Below are 19,155 nucleotides of genomic sequence, written 5' to 3'. Positions count from 1 at the left end.
CACCAGGCGGCCGGAACGGCTCGGGTCCGAGCTTTTCACCAGGAAGCTCGGGCCACCCGTAGGCCCGGCGATTGTCTGAGCGATCGCCGGGCCTGCGGCATTTCTGCCGAGCCCACCGTTGCCTAGGACAACCGGTTCACGATGGTCCGGTAGACGGCGGGGAGCGCGGCCGCGGCGGGGACGATGCGGGGCGCGAGGAGCGGGCGGTTGCGGGCCCAGAGCAACGATGCGGTCAGCAGGCGGCACTCCCAGGAGACCCGGCGCCAGGCGGCCTCGTAGTCCTTCGGGCGGTCGGCGCGGATGCAGTCGACGAGCTCGGCGGAGGTACGCAGGGCGACGGCGATGCCCTCACCGGTGAGCGCGTCGACGTACCCGGCGGCGTCGCCGACCAGCAGGACGCGGCCGGCGGTGCGGGCACGCACACGTTGCCGGAGCGGACCGGCGCCCATCACCGTGCCGGCCGGCGATGCGGCGGACAACCGGCGCCTGAGTGCGGGAAAGGCGTCGAGATGCGAGTCGAAGGTGCCACGCGCGGAGGTGAGGACGGCGACGCCCACCAGATCATCACCCACCGGAGTCACGTAGGCCTCCCCCAAGTGGGACCAGTAGACCTCCACAAGATCTGTCCAGGGCGAGACGTGGAAGTGCTGCCGCAACCCACGGCGAACCTCACCAGAATTCGCACCGGAGAGGCCCAGTTGGCGGCGGGTGGGTGAGTGGAGGCCGTCGGCGGCGGCCAGGTAGCGGGCGGTGATGCCGCCGGCGGTGACGGACTGCGTGTTCTGGGTGATGGGGCCGACGCGGTCGCGGACGACGGGGACGTTCAAATCGGCCAGTCGACGGAGGAGAGCAGCTTGGAGGGTTGTACGGCGTACTCCGAGGCCGGGGCCGGCGGTGAAGCGGGCGTCGACGCGGTGAAACGCATCCAGGTAGCGGATGCCGTGGAACGGACGGCCGTCGAGTTCCACGCCGAGGCGGGTGAGGTACTCGACCGCACTATGAGCGATGCCCTCGCCGCACGCCTTGTCGATCGGGCCCGAGCGCGGCTCGAGGACGACGACCGACAGCCCGGCGAGCGCCGCGCGGATGGCGGTGGCCGCCCCGGCCGGCCCGGCGCCGGCGACGAGGAGATCGATCATCGAGTGAGCACGGTGCTCAGCGCGGTTTCCTCGGTCCGGATCCGGACCGCCAGCAACGGAGCGTTGAGCAGGGTGAACGCGATCGCGGTGATCCAGGCCGAATGCACCAGCGGCAAGGCGATCCCCTCACCGACCACAGCCACGTAGTTCGGATGCCGCAAGAACCGATAAGGCCCTCGCACCACCCGCCCCAACCCCGGTACGACGATCACGCGGGTGTTCCACTGGTATCCGAGCACCGTGATGCACCACCACCGCAGTCCTTGCATCAGCAACACAACCGCCAGCGCCGCCCACCCGACCTTCGGATCGAACGGCCGGCCGGACACGATCGCCTCGATCACGCACCCGGCCAGCAGCCCGGTGTGCAGCACCACCATGAACGGGTAGTGCCCCTTGCCGAACTCCACGCCGCCGTGCGCGAAACTCCACTTCGCGTTCCGCAGCGACACGGCGAGCTCGGCGACGCGTTCGAAGCCGACCAGCACGACGAGAGCGACGTACCACCACAAGGATTGCGTCATCACCACTCCATCAGCACGAGCTCGGAACAGAAACCGGGTCCCATCGCCAGCAACACTCCTGGACCCTCAGGAGAAGGATCCAGTCTGAGCGTGTCACCGAGCACGTGCAGCACCGAGGACGAGGACAAGTTGCCGACCGCATCCAGCGACGTCCAGGTCAGGTCCAGCGCTCCCGGCCGCAGCGACAGCGTCTGGGAGACCGCCTCCAGCACCTTCGGCCCGCCAGGGTGACTCACCCACGTGCCGATGTCCGGCACGGTCAGGCCGTGTTCCTCGAGGAACCCGCGGACGTCGCCGCCCAGATAGGTGCGCACCACCTCCGGCACGTCGGCCCCGAGCACGATCCGGAATCCGCCCGATCCGATGTCCCACCCCATCACCCGCTCCGAGTCCGGGTACAGCCGCGAACGCGTCGCCACGACCGAAGGCCCGGACGCGAGCGGATGCTCCGAGCCGGTCAGCACCACCGCCGCCGCGCCGTCGCCGAACAGCGCCCCACCCACGAGGTTCGGCAACGACGCGTCGTCCCGCTGCAACGTCAACGAGCACAACTCCACCGACAGCAGTACGGCGACATGCGACGGCCACGCCGTCAGGTAGTCGTGCAGCCGCGCGATCCCCGCCGCTCCCCCGACACAGCCGAGCCCGAACAACGGCAGCCGCTTGATGTCCTCCCGCATCCCCAGCCGCATCGCCACCCGCGCGTCGATCGACGGCGCCGCTACCCCGGTCACCGTCGTGAACATCAGTACGTCGACGTCGTCCAACGTCAGCCCGGCGTCCTTCACCGCGCCTGCAACCGCCTCCGCACCGAGATCCACGGCCGCTGCGATCCACTCGTCGTTCGCCTCACCGAAGTCCTTGAGTACGGCGTACCGCTCCAGCGGCAACGCGAGATGCCGATGCGACACTCCCGCGTTCGCGTGCAGCCGCCGGAGCAGCGCCGAGCTGCGGCCGTCCGGCAGACAGATGGAGGCGAACGCCTCGGTCAGCTCCGACTGCGGATAGCGGTACGGCGGGAGCGCGGGCCGGACCGCGGCGACCCGCGTCATCGTGGCATCGTTACGTCGGTGAAGACCGTCAAAGGTCTGGCCCTCGCCTGCCACCCCGGGCCGACTGTCGCCGTGACCGCTCTGGTCACGGCGGTCGCCTGGTCGGCCGGGCGAAGTCCGGCCGGGTGTCTCCTCGTCGCAGCAACGATCCTCACCGGCCACCTCTCGATCGGCTGGAGCAATGACGCGATAGATGCCGCCCGCGACACCATTGTGAACCGACGGGACAAGCCCGTGGTGCGTGGACTGGTGAGTCGCCGGACGCTCGCGATCGGTGCCGGCGTCATGCTGGTCGTCACGATTCCGGTCTCCCTGGCCAACGGACTCGCGGCCGGGTCGGTTCACCTGCTCTTCGTCGCCTGCGCCTGGGCGTACAACCTGGGCCTCAAGTCGACCGCGATCTCCTGGCTCCCGTACGCCGTCGCATTCGGCGGACTGCCGTCGTTCGTGACGCTCGGCACCGCACACGTCTGGGCGCCGTGGTGGGCCACGGCGGCGGGCGCGCTGCTCGGGATCGGTGCGCATCTCGCGAACGTCGTACCCGATCTGGCCGACGACCTGGCAACCGGCGTACGAGGCTGGCCACAGCGGCTGGGTGCCTACGCCCGACTGCTCGCGCCGCTCCCGCTGGCGGCGGCCACCGGACTTCTGGTGATCGCGCCGGCCGGCGCGATCGGCGTCGTCGGCTGGATCGCCCTCGCGATCGTTGCCGCACTCCTCGTGACGATCCTGCTCTGGCGGAACGCGCCGTTCCTGGTCACGATCGCCATCGCCGCGGTCAGCATCATCACGCTGGTGTTGCGCGGTGACGCACTGATCTAGCCGGCGCCTGCGGATCGAGCACGGCGTCCGGCTTGAGGGGTGCGTTGCTCCCGAGGATCGCAGCCGTCAGCGCCTCGGCCGGCTCCTTCGCGGCGCGCGGGTTGGTGATCAGCACCAGGTCGATCGACGGCAGCTCCGGCAGCCCCGCGCTCGGCGGTGGCTCGACGAGGTCGGCGGGCATCAGTGACCGGGCGAAGATCGCGATCCCGAGCCCGGCGCGGACAGCCGCGAGTACGCCGTTGACGCCGCGGACGATGCACGTGATCCGGCAGGTGCGACCCGCTTGCTCGAGCGACTGCACGCCGAGCGACCGGCTGAGCGAGGGCGCCTGGTACGCGACCAGCGGCACCGGGCCGTCCGGTGCGATCCGGGTCCCCGAGATGCCGGCCCAGACGAGCGGGTCACGCCGAACCAGCCGGCCGTTCGGCTCGTAGCCGCCACCGACGCCGTGCTTCACGTAGGCGAGGTCGAGGTGACCGGACTCGACCCGGCGGAGCAGATTCGGGCTCTGGGCAACGGTCAGCTCGAGGTCGATCCGCGGGTACAACTGGCGGAAGTCGCGGAGGATCTTGGGCAGCGGAGTGAGGGCGAGGTCGTCGGTCACACCGAACCGCAACCGGCCGCGCAGCTCCGAGCCGGTGAAGTAGCCGGCCGCCTCCTCGTGCGCGGCCAGGATGGTGCGGGCGAACCCGGCCATCGCCTCGCCGTCCGCGGTCAGCGTGACAGTGCGGGTGTCACGGACGAACAACGGCCGCCCGACGGCCACCTCGAGTTTGCGGACATGTTGGCTCACCGTCGGTTGCCGGATACCCAGTCGCTCCGCCGCCTGGGTGAAGCTCAGCGACTGCGCCACCGCCAGGAACGTGCGCAGCTGGTCCGGGTCGTACATCGATTCACTCCTTCATTACGTGACGCTATAAGACTAATAGGAGTAATTCGCTGGGGGAATCCAGTACCTAACCGTGAGGATGGAGGTGTCCTCCCCTGACCAGTCCACACGCGTAGGGATCGCTCTTGACCACCCGGGCCGCTTCCGGTTCTGTCCCGTCCACCGATTTCCACCAGCACCGCACCACCGACCGCACCGACCTCCGGGAGACGCAGCGCCGCCCGGGCTTCAAGGACACGTTCAGCGCGCTGCAGGTCCGCAACTTCCGTCTCCTGGTCAGCGGACTGCTGGTCGTCTCGACCGGCGGCTGGATCCAGCGCATCGCGCAGGACTGGCTGGTGCTCACGCTCACCGGCAGCGCCACCGCGGTCGGCATCACGACCGCCCTGCAGTTCACCCCGACGCTCCTGCTCGGCCTGTACGGCGGTGTGATCGCGGACCGCTTCCCGAAGCGGAAGGTCCTGCTCGCCACCCAGGCCACCTTCGGGTCCTGTGCCGCCGTCCTGGCCGTGGTCGCCTTCACCGGCCATGTCCAGGTGTGGCACGTCTACACGATGGCGTTCGTCCTCGGCCTGTCGACCGCGGTGGACAACCCGACCCGGCAGTCCTTCGTCACCGAGCTGGTCCCGCGGGACAAGGTCCGGAACGCGATCAGCATGGTGTCGTCGACTTTCCAGCTCGGCAGCATGGTCGGTCCGGCGCTCGGCGGCGTACTGCTCGGCGTGCTCGGCACCCCGTGGGCGTTCGCGATCAACGCCTGCACGTTCTTCGCCTCGATCAGCGCGCTGCTGCGGATGCGCGAGAGCGAGATGCACGGGCTGCACGCGGTCCGGACGGCGAGCGCCGGGATGCGCATCCGCGACGGCCTGCGAGACGGCGTGCGGTACGCGTTCCACGAGCCGGCCGTCCGGTGGGCGATCGCGCTCGTCGGGATCTACGGCATGTTCACGATCAGCCTGGCGGTGACGCTGACCGCGTTCGCCGACCGGGTCTTCCAGATCGGCGCCTCGGGGTACGGCGTACTGAACTCCGTGGTCGCGGTCGGCGCCCTGGCCGGGGCACTGCTCTCGGCGCGCCGGATCCGGCCGAGCCGGCTGCGGAACCTGATCGGTATCGCCTGCCTGCTCACCGTCACCGAAGTACTCGCCGCCATCCAGCCGTCGCTGTGGACGTTCATCCCGGTGCTGGCGTCGATGGGGATGGCGACGCTGATGTTCCTGACCGCGGCCCAGTCGATGGTCCAGTTGACCACTCCGGACGGCCTGCGCGGCCGGGTGTCCGGGATCTACAACCTGGTCTTCATCGGGGGCGGCGCGATCGGCGGGCCGACGGTCGGGTTCCTCGCCCAGCACTTCGGGGCGCGGTCGGCGCTGCTGCTCGCCGGGCTGATCCCGGCGGTGGCGACGGTCGCGATCGGGCTGCGGTTGCGGCGGGACGGCCGGTTCCGGCTGGTCCTGGTCCGCACCCGGTCGCCGTGGCACCAGGTCCCGATCCGGCTCAACCTGCAGCAGACGGACATCATGCTGTCCGCCCCACCGAGCACTCCCATCACCCGGACGTCCCGCCCGTTCGTCCTGGGCCGTCGTCAGCACGCGCGGATGGACTCACACCTGCGCCCGAGCCGCGCCCGGCGCCGCCCGCAGCACCACTGAGTTCCCGGGGCAGGTCCGGGCTGCTGCCTTCACCTCGGACCTGCCCTGGGCATCTTCCTAGGGAGCGGTGATGACACCGACCGGCGGGACCTGCACGGTGCGGTGGTGCTTGGTGCCGCCAAGGATCACCTTGCGCAGAGCAACGTTGTTCTTGGTGTTCGACTCGTACAGGCGGTTCTCCGGGTTGGCGCTGACCTGGACGTAGTACGTGCCGTTGGCCAGGTTGGTGATGTCGAAGGACTGCCCGGGCAGGGATTGCTCGTAGGTGTCGCCGGAGCCGACGTCCAGGACCTCACGCACCGACAGCGAGCCGTGATCGCCGCAGGCGGTGTGCAGGTCGGTGTTGTCCGGGTGCCAGTTCGCGCCCTTCACCGTGTAGTCGATGGCGTCCGTCGCGGCTAGGCAGAACGCCTCCTTCTGGCTCCGCACCACCTCGGTCTGCTTCGCGTTCAGCAGGCTGTAACGGGCGAAGTCGGTGAAGTGCCAGTGGTTGTGTCCGGGCCGGCCGTCCCACTCCAGCGTTCCGGTGTTCTGATATCCGACCTGCTTGCCCTTCGTGTCGTAGAAGTACTGGTACGCGTCCATCAGGTCCTTGCCCTGCCGCCGGAACCCGTCCAGCACCAGCGGCGACGGCCCCGCGTTCCACACGGTCGCCGAGAACTGCAGGAAGTCCTTGCTGGCGTCCGGCGTACCCTCGTCGCCCGGCGCGGCCACGATCCCCCACGCCGGCACCGGCCGCAGGTCCGGTTTCGGGCCTTTCGGCACGCTCGCCTTCCCGGTCGAACGGGCCGCGTTCGGCTTCGGCGCCACCGAGCTCGCCGCCGCCTTCTTCGCGCCGAAGCAACCCCGCACACACGTGTCGCTCTTCTGGACCGTCACGTTCAAGGTCACCGCTGCGTCCGGCGCCGGGATCTTGAAGAAGTCCCGGTAGCCCTTGCTCACCGTGACAGTCGCCTTGTACTTGCCGACGGCAAGCTGCACCGGAGCCTCGTCGCCGAACGTCCGCGCGGACCACCCCGTCTGCAGGCCCCAGACCGCGCCCTGCGTGAACGGGTTCGCCGTACATCCGTCCGGGTACGGCGACGTCGCGGGCGCATCCGGCCGGGTCCGGGACCCGTCGCCGTTCAGGCAGACCGACTGGTCCTTCTCGAGCACCTTCTTGCCGGCGGCATCGGTGAGCGTGATGTGCAGGAACTTCCCGAGTCCGGAGAAGTCCGTGACCAGCCCCTTCGGCAACTGTCGGGTCGGCTTGCCGTGGGCGTACTGCGTCGCGACCACCGGCGAGCTGTACGACGCGCGCGTGGTCCGCACCTCGATCGGCGCGTTGCCCGCGACGACATGCGTACCGAGATCGAGGTCGACGCCGTAGTCCTCGATGCTGTCCAGCGTCACATCGGTGCTACCAGCAACTAATTTCAAGGGCGGTCGTGCCACCGCCTGGGTGCTCGCCGACGCGCCGGCGGCCGCGAGTGCGATCAGACCGGCCGCCCCGGCCACGGCGATCGCCGTGCGGCCGAGTTTCCTTGCGTTCACGATGATGGAACCCCCTCCTGCATCCGGCCGGCGTCCTCACGAAGCCGGCCTGTTGCTGGTACGACGACCCAGCGGCGGAGCGAAGTTGATCAAGGTTCCATGGCAGTCAGGTCACAGGAAGTAACGGACCTCGAATACTTGACGCCGTAAATTAAGCCTGCCTAGGCTCGGCCGCGTCCGCTCACTCCTCCCCCGGAGGAACATCGCATGTCCTTGAGACGCCCCACTCTGATCGTGCTGGCTGCCATCGCCCTGGTGTCGACGGCAGCCGCAACCGCCCCCGCCGACGCGGTCCAGGCGAACCAGCCGACCCCCGCCAAATACCCGCAGCTCGCCGCCAAGCCCTACATGGGCTGGAGCAGCTGGAGCCTGCAGTCGACCAACTACCCGGGCGTCAACCCCGACGGTCCCGGCAGTTTCATCAGCGAACAGAACATCCTCACCCAGGCGAAGGCCCTGGCCACCAAGCTCAAGCCGTACGGCTACGAGTACATCAACGTCGACGCCGGCTGGCAGGACGGCGGCGACGAGTACGGCCGCCCGGTCGCGATGGCGAAGCGGTTCCCGCGCGGGATGAAGGCGGTCGGCGACGACATCCACAAGCTCGGCCTGAAGTTCGGCATCTACACCACGGTCGGGCTCGGCACGGACGTCTACCGCGACGGCAACACGCCGATCTACGACGCGCCCGGCTGCTTCACCCGCGACATCGTGTACCCCGACCTGCGCAAGACCAACGGCTGGGACGCGGCGTACAAGATCAACTACGAGAGCCCGTGCGCGCAGAAGTACGCCGACTCGATCGCCAAGCTGTTCGCGTCCTGGGGTGTCGACTTCATCAAGATGGACGGTGTCGGTCCCGGCTCGTGGAAGGGCGCGCCGGACGACCCGAACCACAACAACACCGAGGACATCGAGGGCTGGTGGCGCGCGGTACAGAACGCCGGCCGGCCGATGCAGTACACGCTGTCCTGGTCACTCAGCCACCGGTACGCCGACGTGTGGAAGCAGAACTCGAACGGCTGGCGGATCGACACCGACGTCGAGTGCTACTGCGACACGATCGTCAAATGGGACAGCTCGGTGAAGGCCCGCTGGTGGGACCTCCCGCAGTGGATCGACGACGCCGGTCCCGGGCACTGGAACAACCTGGACGCGCTCAACGTCGGTGTCGGCGAGATGGACGGCCTGACCGACGCCGAACGGCAGAGCTACATGACGTTCTGGGCGATCAACTCCGCACCGCTGTTCGCGGGTGACGACCTGACCAAGCTGGACGCGTACGGCCTCAAGCTGCTGACGAACCGCGAGGTCATCGCGATCGACCAGTCCGGCAACCCGGCCCGCCCGCTGAACCAGGACCAGCTGCAGCAGACCTGGTACGCACAGAACAGCGACGGCAGCACAACGGTCGCGCTGTTCAACCTGGCCGACTCCCCCGCCACCGTGACCGGCAGGTTCGACCAACTCGGTATCGACGGCAAAGCCACCGTCCGCGACATCTGGGCGAACCAGAACACCCGCAACATCAGCGGTGCAGTCAGCGCACAGCTTCCGGCGCACGGGTCGAAGCTGTACAAGATCACGCCGAACTCTTCGGCGAGCATCCCGGCCGACCTGACGGCGACCGACGTCGGCCGGACGACGGTGTCGCTGAACTGGCGACCGAGCGCCGGCGCCTCGTCGTACAAAGTGTTTGCCAACGGCAAACAGGTTGCGACGAGCTCCGGTACGAGTGTCGTGGTGAGCGGGCTGTTGCCGCAGACGCAGTACGCCTTCACCGTGCGGGGTTCCAAGGGTGGAACGAGCGCACCGGTGACGATGTTCACCGCGAAGAACGGCGGACCGGTTCGGTACGAGGCCGAGGCGTCGAGCAGCACGTTGACCGGGGACGCGGGTGTGTCCGGGTGCACCCTGTGCTCGGGCGGCGCGAAGATCGGCAACATCGGCTACGGCTCGACGGTCACGCTGAACAACATCACCGTGCCGACGACCGGGACGTACCTGGTGAAGATCGCCTACACCGACGGCGACACCAGTCGGCAGAGCATGCTGACGGTCAACGGCACCGACAGCTATTGGGTCAACTACAGCGGCCTCGGCGACAACGACTGGGGTACGCCGCAGGTGACGTACCTCCCGATGAAGCTGACGGCCGGAGCGAACGCGATCAAGGTCAGCAACCCGAACGGCTACATCGCCGACATCGACTGGATCACCGTCTGATCCCCCGAAAACTGCGGGGCCGGCACCACCAGGGCCGGCCCCGCGTTTTACTGGACCCATGAGCGCCTACCCCGAACCCCTGATCCCGCCCGGCGGTACCGCACCGGTCCCGCGGCGGATCCGCGCGATGCTCGACGACCGCGTCGTCCTCGACACGATGGACGCGATCTATCTGTGGGAGTTCCCGCCGTACCCGCAGTACTACGTCCCGGTCGCCGACGTGGCCGACGGCGTACTGACGGACACCGGTGAGACGAAGGCGTTCGGGCACGGCGTGGCGCGCGTGCACACCGCCGGATCCGGGCACGCCTGGGTGTACGACGACGGCGTTGCAAAGGACCGCGTCCGGTTCCAATGGGATGCACTCGACAGCTGGTTCGAGGAAGACGAGGAAGTCTTCGTTCACCCACGCAACCCGTACTCGCGGGTGGACGCGATCAAGTCCACCCGGCAGATCCGCGTGTCCGTCGACGACGTGATCCTCGCCGAGTCGGACGCCACCGTCATCGTCTTCGAGACCGGGCTGCCACCGCGCTACTACTTCCCACGGACCGCGGTGCACCTCGAGCACCTCACCCCGGCGGACACCGTGACGGCCTGCCCGTACAAGGGCAAGACGTCGGCCTACTGGTCCACAGCTGGTGTGCCCGATGTCGCCTGGTCGTACGACTTCCCGACCGCACCCCTGCTGCCGGTTGCCGGGCACCTCGCGTTCTTCAACGAGTTCGTCGACCTGACCATCGACGGCGTACCTCAGGAGCGGCCGATCACCCCGTTCACGAACGTCAACCTGAGGGCGGGGCACCCGAACTGAGTCAGATGCCCGCGGTGGTGGCGCCGTCCATGGTGAGGATCGAGGCGGTGACGTAGCTCGCGAGCGGGGAGGCGAGGAAGACGGCGACGTTCGCGACCTCTTCGGGCTCGCCGAAGCGGCCCATCGGGACCTCGCGGACCATCTCGGCGAGCAGCTCGTCCTTCGGCCTACCGGTCGCGCGGACCGCGGCCTCGAGCCCTTCGTCGACCCGGTTGGTGCGCGTCGTACCCGGGTTGATCACGTTCACCCGGACGCCCTGACCGGCGTACGCCTTCGCGTAGCCGACCGACGCCAGCATCAGCGCCGCGTTGGCCGCGCCGCCGCCGATGTGCAGCGGGTTCGCCGCGCGACCGCCCTGGCCGACGACGTTCACCACCGCGCCGCTGCCGCGCTCCGCCATCCCACGGATGACGGCCTCGGTCGCGTGCATGTACGTGAAGTACTTCGCCTCCATCGCGGCATGCAGCGCCTTGCTGTCCAGCTCGTCCACCGGGGTACGCCGGGCGGCGCCCGCGCAGTTGATCAGGATGTCCGGTACGCCGATGCGCTCGAACGCGGCCCTGGTCGCGTCGGGGTCGGTCAGGTCGACCGCTTCCACTGCGAAGGTGAGGTCCGGCAGCTGCTCCTGCGCCTTGGCGAGGTTCGCGGGATCACGCGAAATGCCGGTCACCTTGGCGCCTTCCCGCGCGAGCACCTCCACACAGGCAAGTCCGATGCCCTTGCTGGCCCCGGTGACGACCGCGGTCTTCCCGGACAGTTGCAGATCCACGTGACTCCTCAGAGGTTGGCGTCGTACTCGTCGCGGGCGGCGGCGATCTCGTCCATGTGGTCGTAGGCCCAGGTGCGCATCGTCGCGACCGCCGCGGCCAGGCTCCGGCCGAGCGGCGTCAGCGTATAGCTGACCGTCACCGGAACAGTAGGAACCACGTCACGTCGGACGACGCCGTCCCGCTCGAGGTGCCGCAGGGTCTGCGTGAGCATCTTCTGCGTGATGCCCTCGATGATCGACTTGAGCTGTCCGGAGCGCAGCGTGCCGCCCTTTTCGAGCGTGCTGATCACCAGCATCGTCCAGGTGTCGCCGATCCGGCCGAGCACCTGACGTGTCGGGCAGGCGCCTTTGGTGGCGTCCCACCTGCCTCTGACCTGGTCGGTATCCATTGGGTGCCTATAGCAGTAGTAAGTGCTGTCTTCCGCCCGCCACGACCCGCTCGTAGCGTCGTCGCCGAGTCTAGTTGAAGGAGCGGAACAGCAATGAGGGCAGTGGTTGCGGTGGACAGCGGCACGGTCGGGCTGGCCGAGGTCGACGAGGTCCGGCCGGGTGCGGGCGAGATGGTGATCGAGGTCGCGGCCTTCTCGATCAACCGCGGCGAGACCTTCCAGTTGGAGCGGCCGCGGGACGGCTGGCGACCGGGCAAGGACATCGCGGGCCGCGTGATCGAGGCAGCCCCCGACGGTCCGCCGGCCGGCAGTCGCGTGGTCGCACATCTGCCGCACTCGGGTTGGGCCGAACGGGTGACCGTGCCGCCCACGCAGGTCGCAGTACTCCCGGACAGCATCTCGTTCGAGCAGGCCGCCGCGCTTCCGCTCGCAGGACTGACCGCGCTGCGCTTGCTGCGTACGGCGGGCAGCGTGATCGGACGACGGATCCTGCTGACCGGCGCATCCGGCGGAGTCGGCCACTACTTCACGGAGCTCGCAGCCAACGCCGGCGCGGCCGTCACCGCGGTCGTCTCTTCCCCGGCTCGCGGCGCGCGTCTGCTCGAACTCGGCGCCGAGAACCTCGTGTACGACGTGGCCGACGCGCTCGGTCCCTTCGACCTCGTCTTCGAGTCCGTCGGCGGTGAGAGCCTGCCGATCGCGTTGTCGAAGCTGGTCCCCGGCGGTGACCTGATCTGGTTCGGTGAGGCCAGCCGGCAACCGGTCACGCTCGACTTCTTCGACTTCTTCACCGCCCCGGAGGCCGCGCGCATCCGGCATTTCCACTACGTCCACGGCCGCGATGACGAAGACCTGGCAACGCTGGTCCGCCTGGTCGCATCCGGCAGGCTCCATCCGGAGCTGGGCCGCGTCGAGGACTGGTCCCGGACCGACGCCGTACTCGACGACCTTCGCAATCGCCGCGTCCGCGGCAACGCCGTACTCACTCTGCACAAGGAGGCAACACCAATGGATCCGAAGACCGTCGTGACCCGGTACGTCGAAGCGGTGGCGGCCGGCGACCGGGCGACCATGTACGCCAGCTTCGCCCCGGACGTCGTCTGGACCTACCCGGGCGACCTTCCGTTGTCCGGTGATTGGAAGGGCAGGGATCTGGTCATGGACGAGTTCCTGGGTGCGGTGGCCGGCAAGCTCTTCGCGCCGGATACGCCGGTTGCCATCGCACTGACGAACGTCATCGCCGACGGCGAGCAGGTGTTCGCCGAGTGGACTGCGCAGGCGACCGCCCGGGCCGGTGGCGCCTATGCCAACAAATGTGGAGCAGTCTTCACTGTTCGGGACGGTGTGATCGTCGCGGTCCGGGAGTACACCGACACCGATCACGCGCGCCGGGTGCTGTTCCCGGACGAATCGATGCTCTGAGCAAATATTGCCGCTGGTGCGGGCTTGAACGGGTCAGTACAGTGGGTAACCAGATCGACACTCTTTGTTTCGACGCCTGATGCCCGAGCAGTTGCCCTGAGCACCGACGCCGGAGGACCACCCGTGCCGACCTCACCCACTCCCAGACTCTGGAAGACGATCCTTCACCACGATCTCCCTGCATCGTTGGTCGTCTTCCTGATCGCAATACCCCTCTCTCTCGGGATCGCCGCCGCGTCCGGTGCACCGCTGATCGCCGGCCTGGTGGCCGCTGTGGTCGGCGGTGTGGTGGCCGGCGCGCTCGGCGGCTCCCCGTTGCAGGTCAGCGGTCCGGCTGCCGGCCTGACCGTGGTCGTCGCCGGCCTGGTCACTCAGTTCGGCTGGGCCGCGACCGCCGCCATCACCTGCGCGGCCGGTGTCCTGCAGATCCTGCTGGGCGTCACCCGCATCGGACGGTTGGCGCTCTCCCTGTCCCCCGCCGTCGTGCACGGCATGCTCGCGGGCATCGGCGTGACGATCGCCGTCCAGCAGCTGCATGTCGTGCTCGGCGGCAAAGCCCAGAGTTCGCTGATCGACAACGTGATCGCGCTTCCCGCGCAGCTCGTCACGCATCACGGCCACTCCGTCCTGGTCGGCATCTTGACCGTTGCGGTCGTGCTGGCCTGGCCGAGAATCCCTAAAGTAAAGGTGATTCCGGCGCCACTTGTCGCCGTGGTCGCGGTGACTGCGCTGGCCGCGGTATGGATGACCGACGTGACGCGGGTCGACCTGCCGGACCGTCCGTTGCAGAGCCTGATCCTGCCGACGATGCCCGACGGCCCACCGGTCCAGATCGTGACCGCAGTACTGACCGTTGCTCTGGTTGCCAGTGTCGAGTCGTTGCTGTCGGCCGTTGCCGTCGACAAGCTTCATCGCGGCAACCGGAGCAATCTCGATCGCGAGCTCATCGGCCAGGGCGCGGCGAACGCATTGTCCGGTGCCCTCGGCGGCATGCCGGTCACCGGCGTGATCGTCCGCTCGTCCACCAACGTCGCGGCCGGCGCGCGGACCCGGGCGTCCGCGATCTTGCACGGCCTGTGGATCGCGGCGTTCGTGCTCGCCGCCGGTGCGATGCTCGAACTGATCCCGATGGCCGCGCTGGCCGGCGTACTGCTCGTCACCGGTTTGCGCTTGGTGCAGCTCGCACACATCCGCACGCTGCGCCGGCACGACGAGTTGCTCGTGTACGTCGTGACAGCGGTCGGCGTCGCCGTACTCGGACTCGCCGAAGGCGTGGTGCTCGGCCTGGTACTCGCGGTCGTGCGCGTGCTGTACCGGCTCGCCCGGGCGACCGTCACCGCGACCGAGTCAGGTGGCGTGTGGATCGTGCGGATCCGCGGCACGCTCGTATTCCTCGGGGTCGCGTCACTCGTGCGGACGCTGCGGTCGATCCCGGCCGGGACGACGGTCCGGGTCGAGCTCACCGTGGATCATCTCGACCACGCCGCGTACGAAGCGATCGAAGACTGGCGGCGTGGGCACATCGCCCGCGGCGGCTCGGTCGAACTGAGTCGCGCACAGTCCGGCCGGCAGGTGTCGATGCTGGACGGGGTCCGCGAGTTCGAAGCGTCGGCCGACGAGATCCGGCCGCTGCTGGCGAACCTCGCGGCCGAAGGGCAACGACCGGAGCACCTGTTCATCACCTGTGCGGACTCGCGGATCGTGCCGACGATGATCACCACCAGCGGACCGGGCGACCAGTTCTGCGTGCGGAACATCGGCAACCTCGTGCCACCGAAGGGATCGAACAGCAGCTCGGTCGACGCCGCGATCGAGTACGCCGTCGACGTACTCGGGGTGAAATCGATCGTGGTCTGCGGTCATTCCTCCTGCGGCGCCGCCGCGGCCGCCCTCGCCGCGGACCTGCCCGAGGGCTCCGGCCTGCAGAGCTGGCTACGACACCTGGAGCCCTCGGTACGGCGGGCGGTCGCGCTACCCGACATCGTCGACCCGGCGACGGGCGTGAAACTGTCGGCCGCCGACAAGCTGTCCGTCGCGAACGTCGCCGTACAACTCGAGAACCTGCGGAGTTTCGCCTGCGTCCGCAAGGCCGAGGATCAGGGCCGGCTCGAACTGATCGGCCTGTGGTTCGACATCGGCGCGGCCGCGGCGAGGCTGGTGCTGGACCGCGAACCCTTCCTGGTCCGCGCCGACGAGCTGTCGAAGATCAGGAGCAGCGGCACTGCGAGCGCGATCGCGACCAGACCGTCCAGCCAGTAGTGGTTCGCGGTCACCACGACGACGAAGAAGGTGAGCAGCGGGTGTGCGATCCACAGCCAGCGCCACCGCGATCGCGTCGCGCGGATCAGGAACACCGCGACCATCAGCGCCCAGCCCACATGCAGGCTCGGCATCGCGGCGAACTGATTCGCGATCCCGGAGTGCGTGCTCGGCCCGTAGACCGACTGGCCGAGCAGCACCCCGGTGTCCACCCAGCCCGGCATCATCCGCGGCGGCGCGAGCGGGAAGAACATGTGCCCGATCAGCGCCAGCCCGGTCAGTGACGCGAGCGCCCACCGCGCCTTCCCGTACTCGGCCGGGCGACGGATCATCAACCACAGCAGGACCATCGCGGTCAGCGGGAAGTGCACGGTCGCGTAGAACAGGTTCGCGATCCGGGCGAGCCCGTCGACCTGGAGCGCGTGGTGCTGCAGCGTCGCCTCGCTCGGCAGCCCGAGCCAGGCCTCCCAGCGGATCAGCTCGTGGGCGTGCCTGATCGCCGACCCCGAGTGCTCCGCCGACAGGAATCGTCCGAGGTTGTAGACCCCGAACAGGGCCGCCAGCAGCGCCACCTCGCGGACGATCCGCCAGATCCCGCCCCCACGATGCCTCCCCAGCTCCGGCAGTGCGGGTTGGCCCACCCGCTCCAGAGTCACCTGCGCCATACCGACCCCCAGCCCAAACCGAACGCCCGTTCTCTGAGATTCCACCTTGCGCCCCGGGCTGTGGCCAGATCAAGAACGGTCATTCGTTTTCCACTGTGATCCCCGGCACTCTTCCAAATTATCGCAAGCTGCTGATAGTTGCGAAGAATATGAAGCAACTCACAGTGAAGCGCTCGGCTAAATCGGTGGACGCGGGATCCGGGCCCCGGGAGGGTGCTCGGATGGAGAAGGTCTTCATCCGGTGGACCTGGATGCGCGCGGTCCTGCACAACGGGTGGTGGCTGGTCACGAGCGTCTACCTGGTCGTCGACGCCGGCCTCTCCCCGGCCGAGCTGGTGCTGATCGGGTCGGTGCAGAGTGCGTTCGCGCTCGTGTTCGAAGTACCGGCAGGTGTCGTCGCCGACACGATCAGCCGGAAGTGGTCGCTGGTCATCTCACAGGTGCTGATGGGTACGGCGATGCTCGCGACCGGCCTGTTCGAGTCGTTCCCGGCGCTCCTCGCCACGCAGGTGCTCTGGGGAATCTCGTGGACCTTCGCGAGCGGATCCGATGTCGCTCTCATCACCGACGAACTGGACCAGCCCGGTCGGATCAACCTCGTCCTGGCTCGCGCCGCCCGCGCCCAACTGACCGGCGCCGCGGTAGGCCTCGTCGCCCTGGGTCTACTCGCGTGGGCAACCCGGCGCGATGTGACGATCGTGATTGCGGGTATCGCGATGATGTCGCTCGCGCTCTACATCGCGCTCCGCTTCACCGAACACAACTTCGTCCCGACCCGGACGGCCCGGTGGTCGACGTCTTGGATCACCTTTCGCCGTGGCGTCACGCTGGTACGGCGGAGTCGCGCGATCCTGCTGATCTTCGCCGCGACGTTCCTCGTCAACGGGGCCTCGGACGCCGCCGGACGGCTGACCCAGAAGCAGTTGCTCGACCTCGGTCTGCCGCCATCGATTCTCTGGTTCACAGTGCTCGGCGTGATCGGGCTGGTTGTCGGCGCCATCATTCTCCGGCTCGTCACCAACCGGATCAACGGCAGTCACGCGGCGACCGATTACGCGCTGGCCGCCGTCGTCGGTGTGGTCAGCATGCTCTTGCTCGCATTCGCCCGCGATCCGGTCCTCGGCGCGACCGCGGTCATACTCCTGAACGGCATCGTCACTCCGCTGACCCGCGTCATCAGCACCATCTGGGTCAACACCCGCACCACCGCGGACATCCGCGCGACAACGCACTCGTTCCTCGCCCAACTCGAGTACCTCGGCGAGATCGTCTGCGGCATCGGCATCTCCACGCTCGCCGGCCTCACCACACTCCCCGTCGCCCTGGCCGGATGCGCGGTCCTCTTTGCAGCAACCGCCGTACTGATGCGTCGAGGCGGTGCAGCTACCAGGTGATGGTTGCGTGGGTCGGCGTTGCATCGACGTGCAGTACTGCGTTGTCCGGTACGGCGTCGTACGGCGCGACGACGACGGGGAGGTTGAGGCCGTAGAGCTCGGCGGCAACGAGAGCGCCGAGCGGGATGATCGAGTCGGGGCGGGCCAGGATGATCGCGGCAGGAGCCGTACGGGCGCGGATCTGTTCGGCCAGCACGCTGGACGCGGAACTGGAGCCGCGGCCGGATTCCATCAAGAGGATGCGGCCGGTCAGCACGGCGCCGCATTGAGGATGATGGGCGTCGACGATGCGACCGTGTTCGTCGGTGCCGCCCCAGAACGAGAGCGGCGCGGTGAGACGGATGGGCTCGCCCGTCGCGGTGCCGGGGTGGAGCGTTCGGCCCTGGATGATCATGACTCGAAGACCACGTGACCGGCGCGGGCCGAGGCGACGCATTCGGCCAGCGAACCGAGGACGGCGGAGACGTTGATGTTGCCGGGTGCGTAGTGCGCCCACTTGCCCGAGTTCGTCATCACGTTCTTCCAGTCGGGCGACAGGATCGCGGTGACATACGTGCAGGTGTCGACGACCACAGTCACACCTGCATCTTCCAACGTGTCGAGCGTGGGTCCCAAGCGCTCCCGCGTGAGTCGACTGGTCGACAGGTAGAACGGCACCTTCAACGGCGCCCCGTCCGCGACCAGCCCGGCCAGTCGCACACATTCGGCGTACGACGCATGCGGCGTACCGACGCTCACCGCATCGAGCTCCCCGGTCGTCGACAACTCCCGCCTGACGCGCAGCAGGATGTCGAGATCGACTTCACGCACCGGAAGCTCGGCGAACTCGCGCGGCGCCTCCGGCGTGATGCCCACTGCATGGAACAACGCGACTCCCCCAGCCGACGCTGCCGCCGCGCCCAATGCCTTCAGATCGTCCTCGGTCGCCTCCGCCGGAATCCCAACCAGCACAGGGATTCCGGCCCCGACCACCGACCCGATGTGATGCCCGAGCAGCGGATACGCCAACTCCGACTGCAGGAAGTCGCCCAACGGACGGCAGTCGAACACCACGGTCCCCCGCCGCGCCTCGGTCGTCTGCAGCCCGGAGTACGGCGCGCGCCCGGTGATCGCCGCGCAGACGTCGAGGAAGTCGCCGTACCGATCGGTCCGGGCGCCGAGGACCGAGTTCGCGAACACGATCGCGTTCGACTCAGCCCACGCGATGTGCTCGCCGAACCCGGGTCGGTCCGGGAGCTGGTACGGCGCGCAGGTGAATGTCGGCGTACATCCGAGCGCGACGTACGCCGCCATCAGCTCACGCCCCGCGGCGGCGAGCTCGTGATCGCGGACGAGCCCGGGATGGATGAGGTCCATCGAGCCGACGTTCAACGTCGACGGCACCCGCACGCGAGCGCCCAGCTCGACGAGACGGTTGGCGAAGTCGAGGCTGACCTGGCCGTGGTACAGGCACGAATCGACGTGCGCGGAGGTGATCTCGACGAGCCGCGGCGCCTCGGAGCTGCGCGCCTGTCCAACGATCACCCGCATTGCGAGCGCGACGCCCGCGCCCTCCTGACCGCCGAGCATTGCCTCTTCCTCGGCGGTCAGGTGAAGACTCTGCATA

The 19,155-nt window shown here is 68.5% G+C and carries 16 protein-coding genes and 1 pseudogene; 7 read left to right on the top strand and 10 right to left on the bottom strand.

Annotated elements, in window-relative coordinates; genetic code table 11:
* Positions 1-122: 122 nt before the first annotated feature.
* From OHA18_RS28695 to OHA18_RS28685, 3 genes are read right to left on the bottom strand one after another with little or no spacing between them, the layout of a single operon-like run.
* Entirely contained in the window at positions 123-1,139 is a 1,017-nt protein-coding gene (locus OHA18_RS28695; RefSeq protein WP_328998429.1) for an NAD(P)/FAD-dependent oxidoreductase, read from the bottom strand.
* Positions 1,136-1,663: an isoprenylcysteine carboxyl methyltransferase family protein gene (locus OHA18_RS28690; protein ID WP_328998428.1), complete on the bottom strand. Its 528-nt coding sequence runs from the start codon at positions 1,661-1,663 to the stop codon at positions 1,136-1,138. The genes OHA18_RS28695 and OHA18_RS28690 overlap by 4 nt, the downstream gene beginning before the upstream one ends.
* On the bottom strand, positions 1,663-2,715 hold the full coding sequence (locus OHA18_RS28685; protein WP_328998427.1) for a type III polyketide synthase: 1,053 nt from the start codon (positions 2,713-2,715) through the stop codon (positions 1,663-1,665). The genes OHA18_RS28690 and OHA18_RS28685 overlap by 1 nt, the downstream gene beginning before the upstream one ends.
* A gap of 18 nt (positions 2,716-2,733) precedes the next feature.
* Between OHA18_RS28685 and OHA18_RS28680 the strand changes: the two genes are divergently transcribed.
* Positions 2,734-3,537, top strand: a complete 804-nt coding sequence (locus OHA18_RS28680) for a UbiA family prenyltransferase (RefSeq protein WP_328998426.1) — start codon at positions 2,734-2,736, stop codon at positions 3,535-3,537.
* Here the strand turns inward: OHA18_RS28680 and OHA18_RS28675 are convergent.
* The gene (locus tag OHA18_RS28675; RefSeq protein ID WP_328998425.1) at positions 3,503-4,426 is read right to left on the bottom strand and encodes a LysR substrate-binding domain-containing protein; all 924 of its coding nucleotides are present in this window, start codon (positions 4,424-4,426) and stop codon (positions 3,503-3,505) included. The two genes, OHA18_RS28680 and OHA18_RS28675, sit on opposite strands and share 35 nt — an antisense overlap.
* Positions 4,427-4,551: 125 nt before the next feature.
* On the opposite strand from OHA18_RS28675, the gene OHA18_RS28670 reads away from it, so the two are divergent.
* Positions 4,552-6,078 carry an MFS transporter gene (locus tag OHA18_RS28670; RefSeq protein WP_328998424.1) on the top strand — a complete coding sequence of 509 codons (1,527 nt, stop codon included), beginning with the start codon at positions 4,552-4,554 and terminating at the stop codon, positions 6,076-6,078.
* 57 nt (positions 6,079-6,135) lie between these two features.
* Here the strand turns inward: OHA18_RS28670 and OHA18_RS28665 are convergent, their stop codons facing one another.
* Complete coding sequence (locus OHA18_RS28665) at positions 6,136-7,611, bottom strand: lysyl oxidase family protein (protein ID WP_328998423.1); 1,476 nt, start codon at positions 7,609-7,611, stop codon at positions 6,136-6,138.
* 207 nt (positions 7,612-7,818) lie between these two features.
* Here OHA18_RS28665 and OHA18_RS28660 point away from each other — a divergent pair, with 207 nt between their 5' ends.
* On the top strand, positions 7,819-9,837 hold the full coding sequence (locus OHA18_RS28660; protein WP_328998422.1) for a fibronectin type III domain-containing protein: 2,019 nt from the start codon (positions 7,819-7,821) through the stop codon (positions 9,835-9,837).
* 58 nt (positions 9,838-9,895) lie between these two features.
* Complete coding sequence (locus tag OHA18_RS28655; RefSeq protein ID WP_328998421.1) at positions 9,896-10,651, top strand: DUF427 domain-containing protein; 756 nt, start codon at positions 9,896-9,898, stop codon at positions 10,649-10,651.
* A 1-nt stretch (position 10,652) separates the two neighbouring features.
* Here the strand turns inward: OHA18_RS28655 and OHA18_RS28650 are convergent, their stop codons facing one another.
* Entirely contained in the window at positions 10,653-11,420 is a 768-nt protein-coding gene (locus OHA18_RS28650; RefSeq protein WP_328998420.1) for an SDR family NAD(P)-dependent oxidoreductase, read from the bottom strand.
* A gap of 8 nt (positions 11,421-11,428) precedes the next feature.
* Entirely contained in the window at positions 11,429-11,809 is a 381-nt protein-coding gene (locus tag OHA18_RS28645) for a winged helix-turn-helix transcriptional regulator (RefSeq protein WP_328998419.1), read from the bottom strand.
* Positions 11,810-11,902: 93 nt separating this feature from the next.
* Between OHA18_RS28645 and OHA18_RS28640 the strand changes: the two genes are divergently transcribed.
* Together OHA18_RS28640 and OHA18_RS28635 are read left to right on the top strand one after the other, a co-directional pair.
* A complete protein-coding gene (locus OHA18_RS28640; protein WP_328998418.1) occupies positions 11,903-13,231 on the top strand; it encodes a nuclear transport factor 2 family protein in 1,329 nt (442 codons plus the stop codon).
* A 123-nt stretch (positions 13,232-13,354) separates the two neighbouring features.
* Positions 13,355-15,313: pseudogene (locus tag OHA18_RS28635) on the top strand (bifunctional SulP family inorganic anion transporter/carbonic anhydrase); the annotation flags it as partial.
* A gap of 14 nt (positions 15,314-15,327) precedes the next feature.
* Here OHA18_RS28635 and OHA18_RS28630 read toward each other — a convergent pair.
* Positions 15,328-16,155, bottom strand: coding sequence for a phosphatase PAP2 family protein (locus OHA18_RS28630; protein WP_328998417.1), 828 nt, complete (start codon positions 16,153-16,155; stop codon positions 15,328-15,330).
* Positions 16,156-16,376: 221 nt separating this feature from the next.
* Here OHA18_RS28630 and OHA18_RS28625 point away from each other — a divergent pair, with 221 nt between their 5' ends.
* Positions 16,377-17,549 (top strand): MFS transporter, encoded by a 1,173-nt coding sequence (locus OHA18_RS28625; RefSeq protein ID WP_328998416.1) that lies wholly within the window; start codon positions 16,377-16,379, stop codon positions 17,547-17,549.
* Here OHA18_RS28625 and OHA18_RS28620 read toward each other — a convergent pair.
* Together OHA18_RS28620 and OHA18_RS28615 are read right to left on the bottom strand one after the other, a co-directional pair.
* Positions 17,539-17,943, bottom strand: a complete 405-nt coding sequence (locus OHA18_RS28620) for an aconitase X swivel domain-containing protein (RefSeq protein ID WP_328998415.1) — start codon at positions 17,941-17,943, stop codon at positions 17,539-17,541. The genes OHA18_RS28625 and OHA18_RS28620 overlap by 11 nt on opposite strands.
* Positions 17,940-19,154 carry an aconitase X catalytic domain-containing protein gene (locus OHA18_RS28615; protein WP_328998414.1) on the bottom strand — a complete coding sequence of 405 codons (1,215 nt, stop codon included), beginning with the start codon at positions 19,152-19,154 and terminating at the stop codon, positions 17,940-17,942. The genes OHA18_RS28620 and OHA18_RS28615 overlap by 4 nt, the downstream gene beginning before the upstream one ends.
* Position 19,155: the final 1 nt, after the last annotated feature.

Source organism: Kribbella sp. NBC_00709, from assembly GCF_036226565.1.
Classification (GTDB): domain Bacteria; phylum Actinomycetota; class Actinomycetes; order Propionibacteriales; family Kribbellaceae; genus Kribbella.
This window is presented reverse-complemented; position numbering and strand designations above follow the sequence as displayed.

What these genes read in the sequence shown, in the direction of transcription:
- OHA18_RS28655 (WP_328998421.1), top strand. Translation starts at nt 9,896, where the DNA reads ATGAGCGCCTACCCCGAACCCCTGATCCCGCCCGGCGGTACCGCACCG.
- OHA18_RS28625 (WP_328998416.1), top strand. Translation starts at nt 16,377, where the DNA reads ATGGAGAAGGTCTTCATCCGGTGGACCTGGATGCGCGCGGTCCTGCAC.
- OHA18_RS28645 (WP_328998419.1), bottom strand. Translation starts at nt 11,809, where the DNA reads ATGGATACCGACCAGGTCAGAGGCAGGTGGGACGCCACCAAAGGCGCC.
- OHA18_RS28615 (WP_328998414.1), bottom strand. Translation starts at nt 19,154, where the DNA reads ATGCAGAGTCTTCACCTGACCGCCGAGGAAGAGGCAATGCTCGGCGGT.
- OHA18_RS28640 (WP_328998418.1), top strand. Translation starts at nt 11,903, where the DNA reads ATGAGGGCAGTGGTTGCGGTGGACAGCGGCACGGTCGGGCTGGCCGAG.
- OHA18_RS28690 (WP_328998428.1), bottom strand. Translation starts at nt 1,663, where the DNA reads ATGACGCAATCCTTGTGGTGGTACGTCGCTCTCGTCGTGCTGGTCGGC.
- OHA18_RS28630 (WP_328998417.1), bottom strand. Translation starts at nt 16,155, where the DNA reads ATGGCGCAGGTGACTCTGGAGCGGGTGGGCCAACCCGCACTGCCGGAG.
- OHA18_RS28685 (WP_328998427.1), bottom strand. Translation starts at nt 2,715, where the DNA reads ATGACGCGGGTCGCCGCGGTCCGGCCCGCGCTCCCGCCGTACCGCTAT.
- OHA18_RS28675 (WP_328998425.1), bottom strand. Translation starts at nt 4,426, where the DNA reads ATGTACGACCCGGACCAGCTGCGCACGTTCCTGGCGGTGGCGCAGTCG.
- OHA18_RS28620 (WP_328998415.1), bottom strand. Translation starts at nt 17,943, where the DNA reads ATGATCATCCAGGGCCGAACGCTCCACCCCGGCACCGCGACGGGCGAG.
- OHA18_RS28660 (WP_328998422.1), top strand. Translation starts at nt 7,819, where the DNA reads ATGTCCTTGAGACGCCCCACTCTGATCGTGCTGGCTGCCATCGCCCTG.
- OHA18_RS28695 (WP_328998429.1), bottom strand. Translation starts at nt 1,139, where the DNA reads ATGATCGATCTCCTCGTCGCCGGCGCCGGGCCGGCCGGGGCGGCCACC.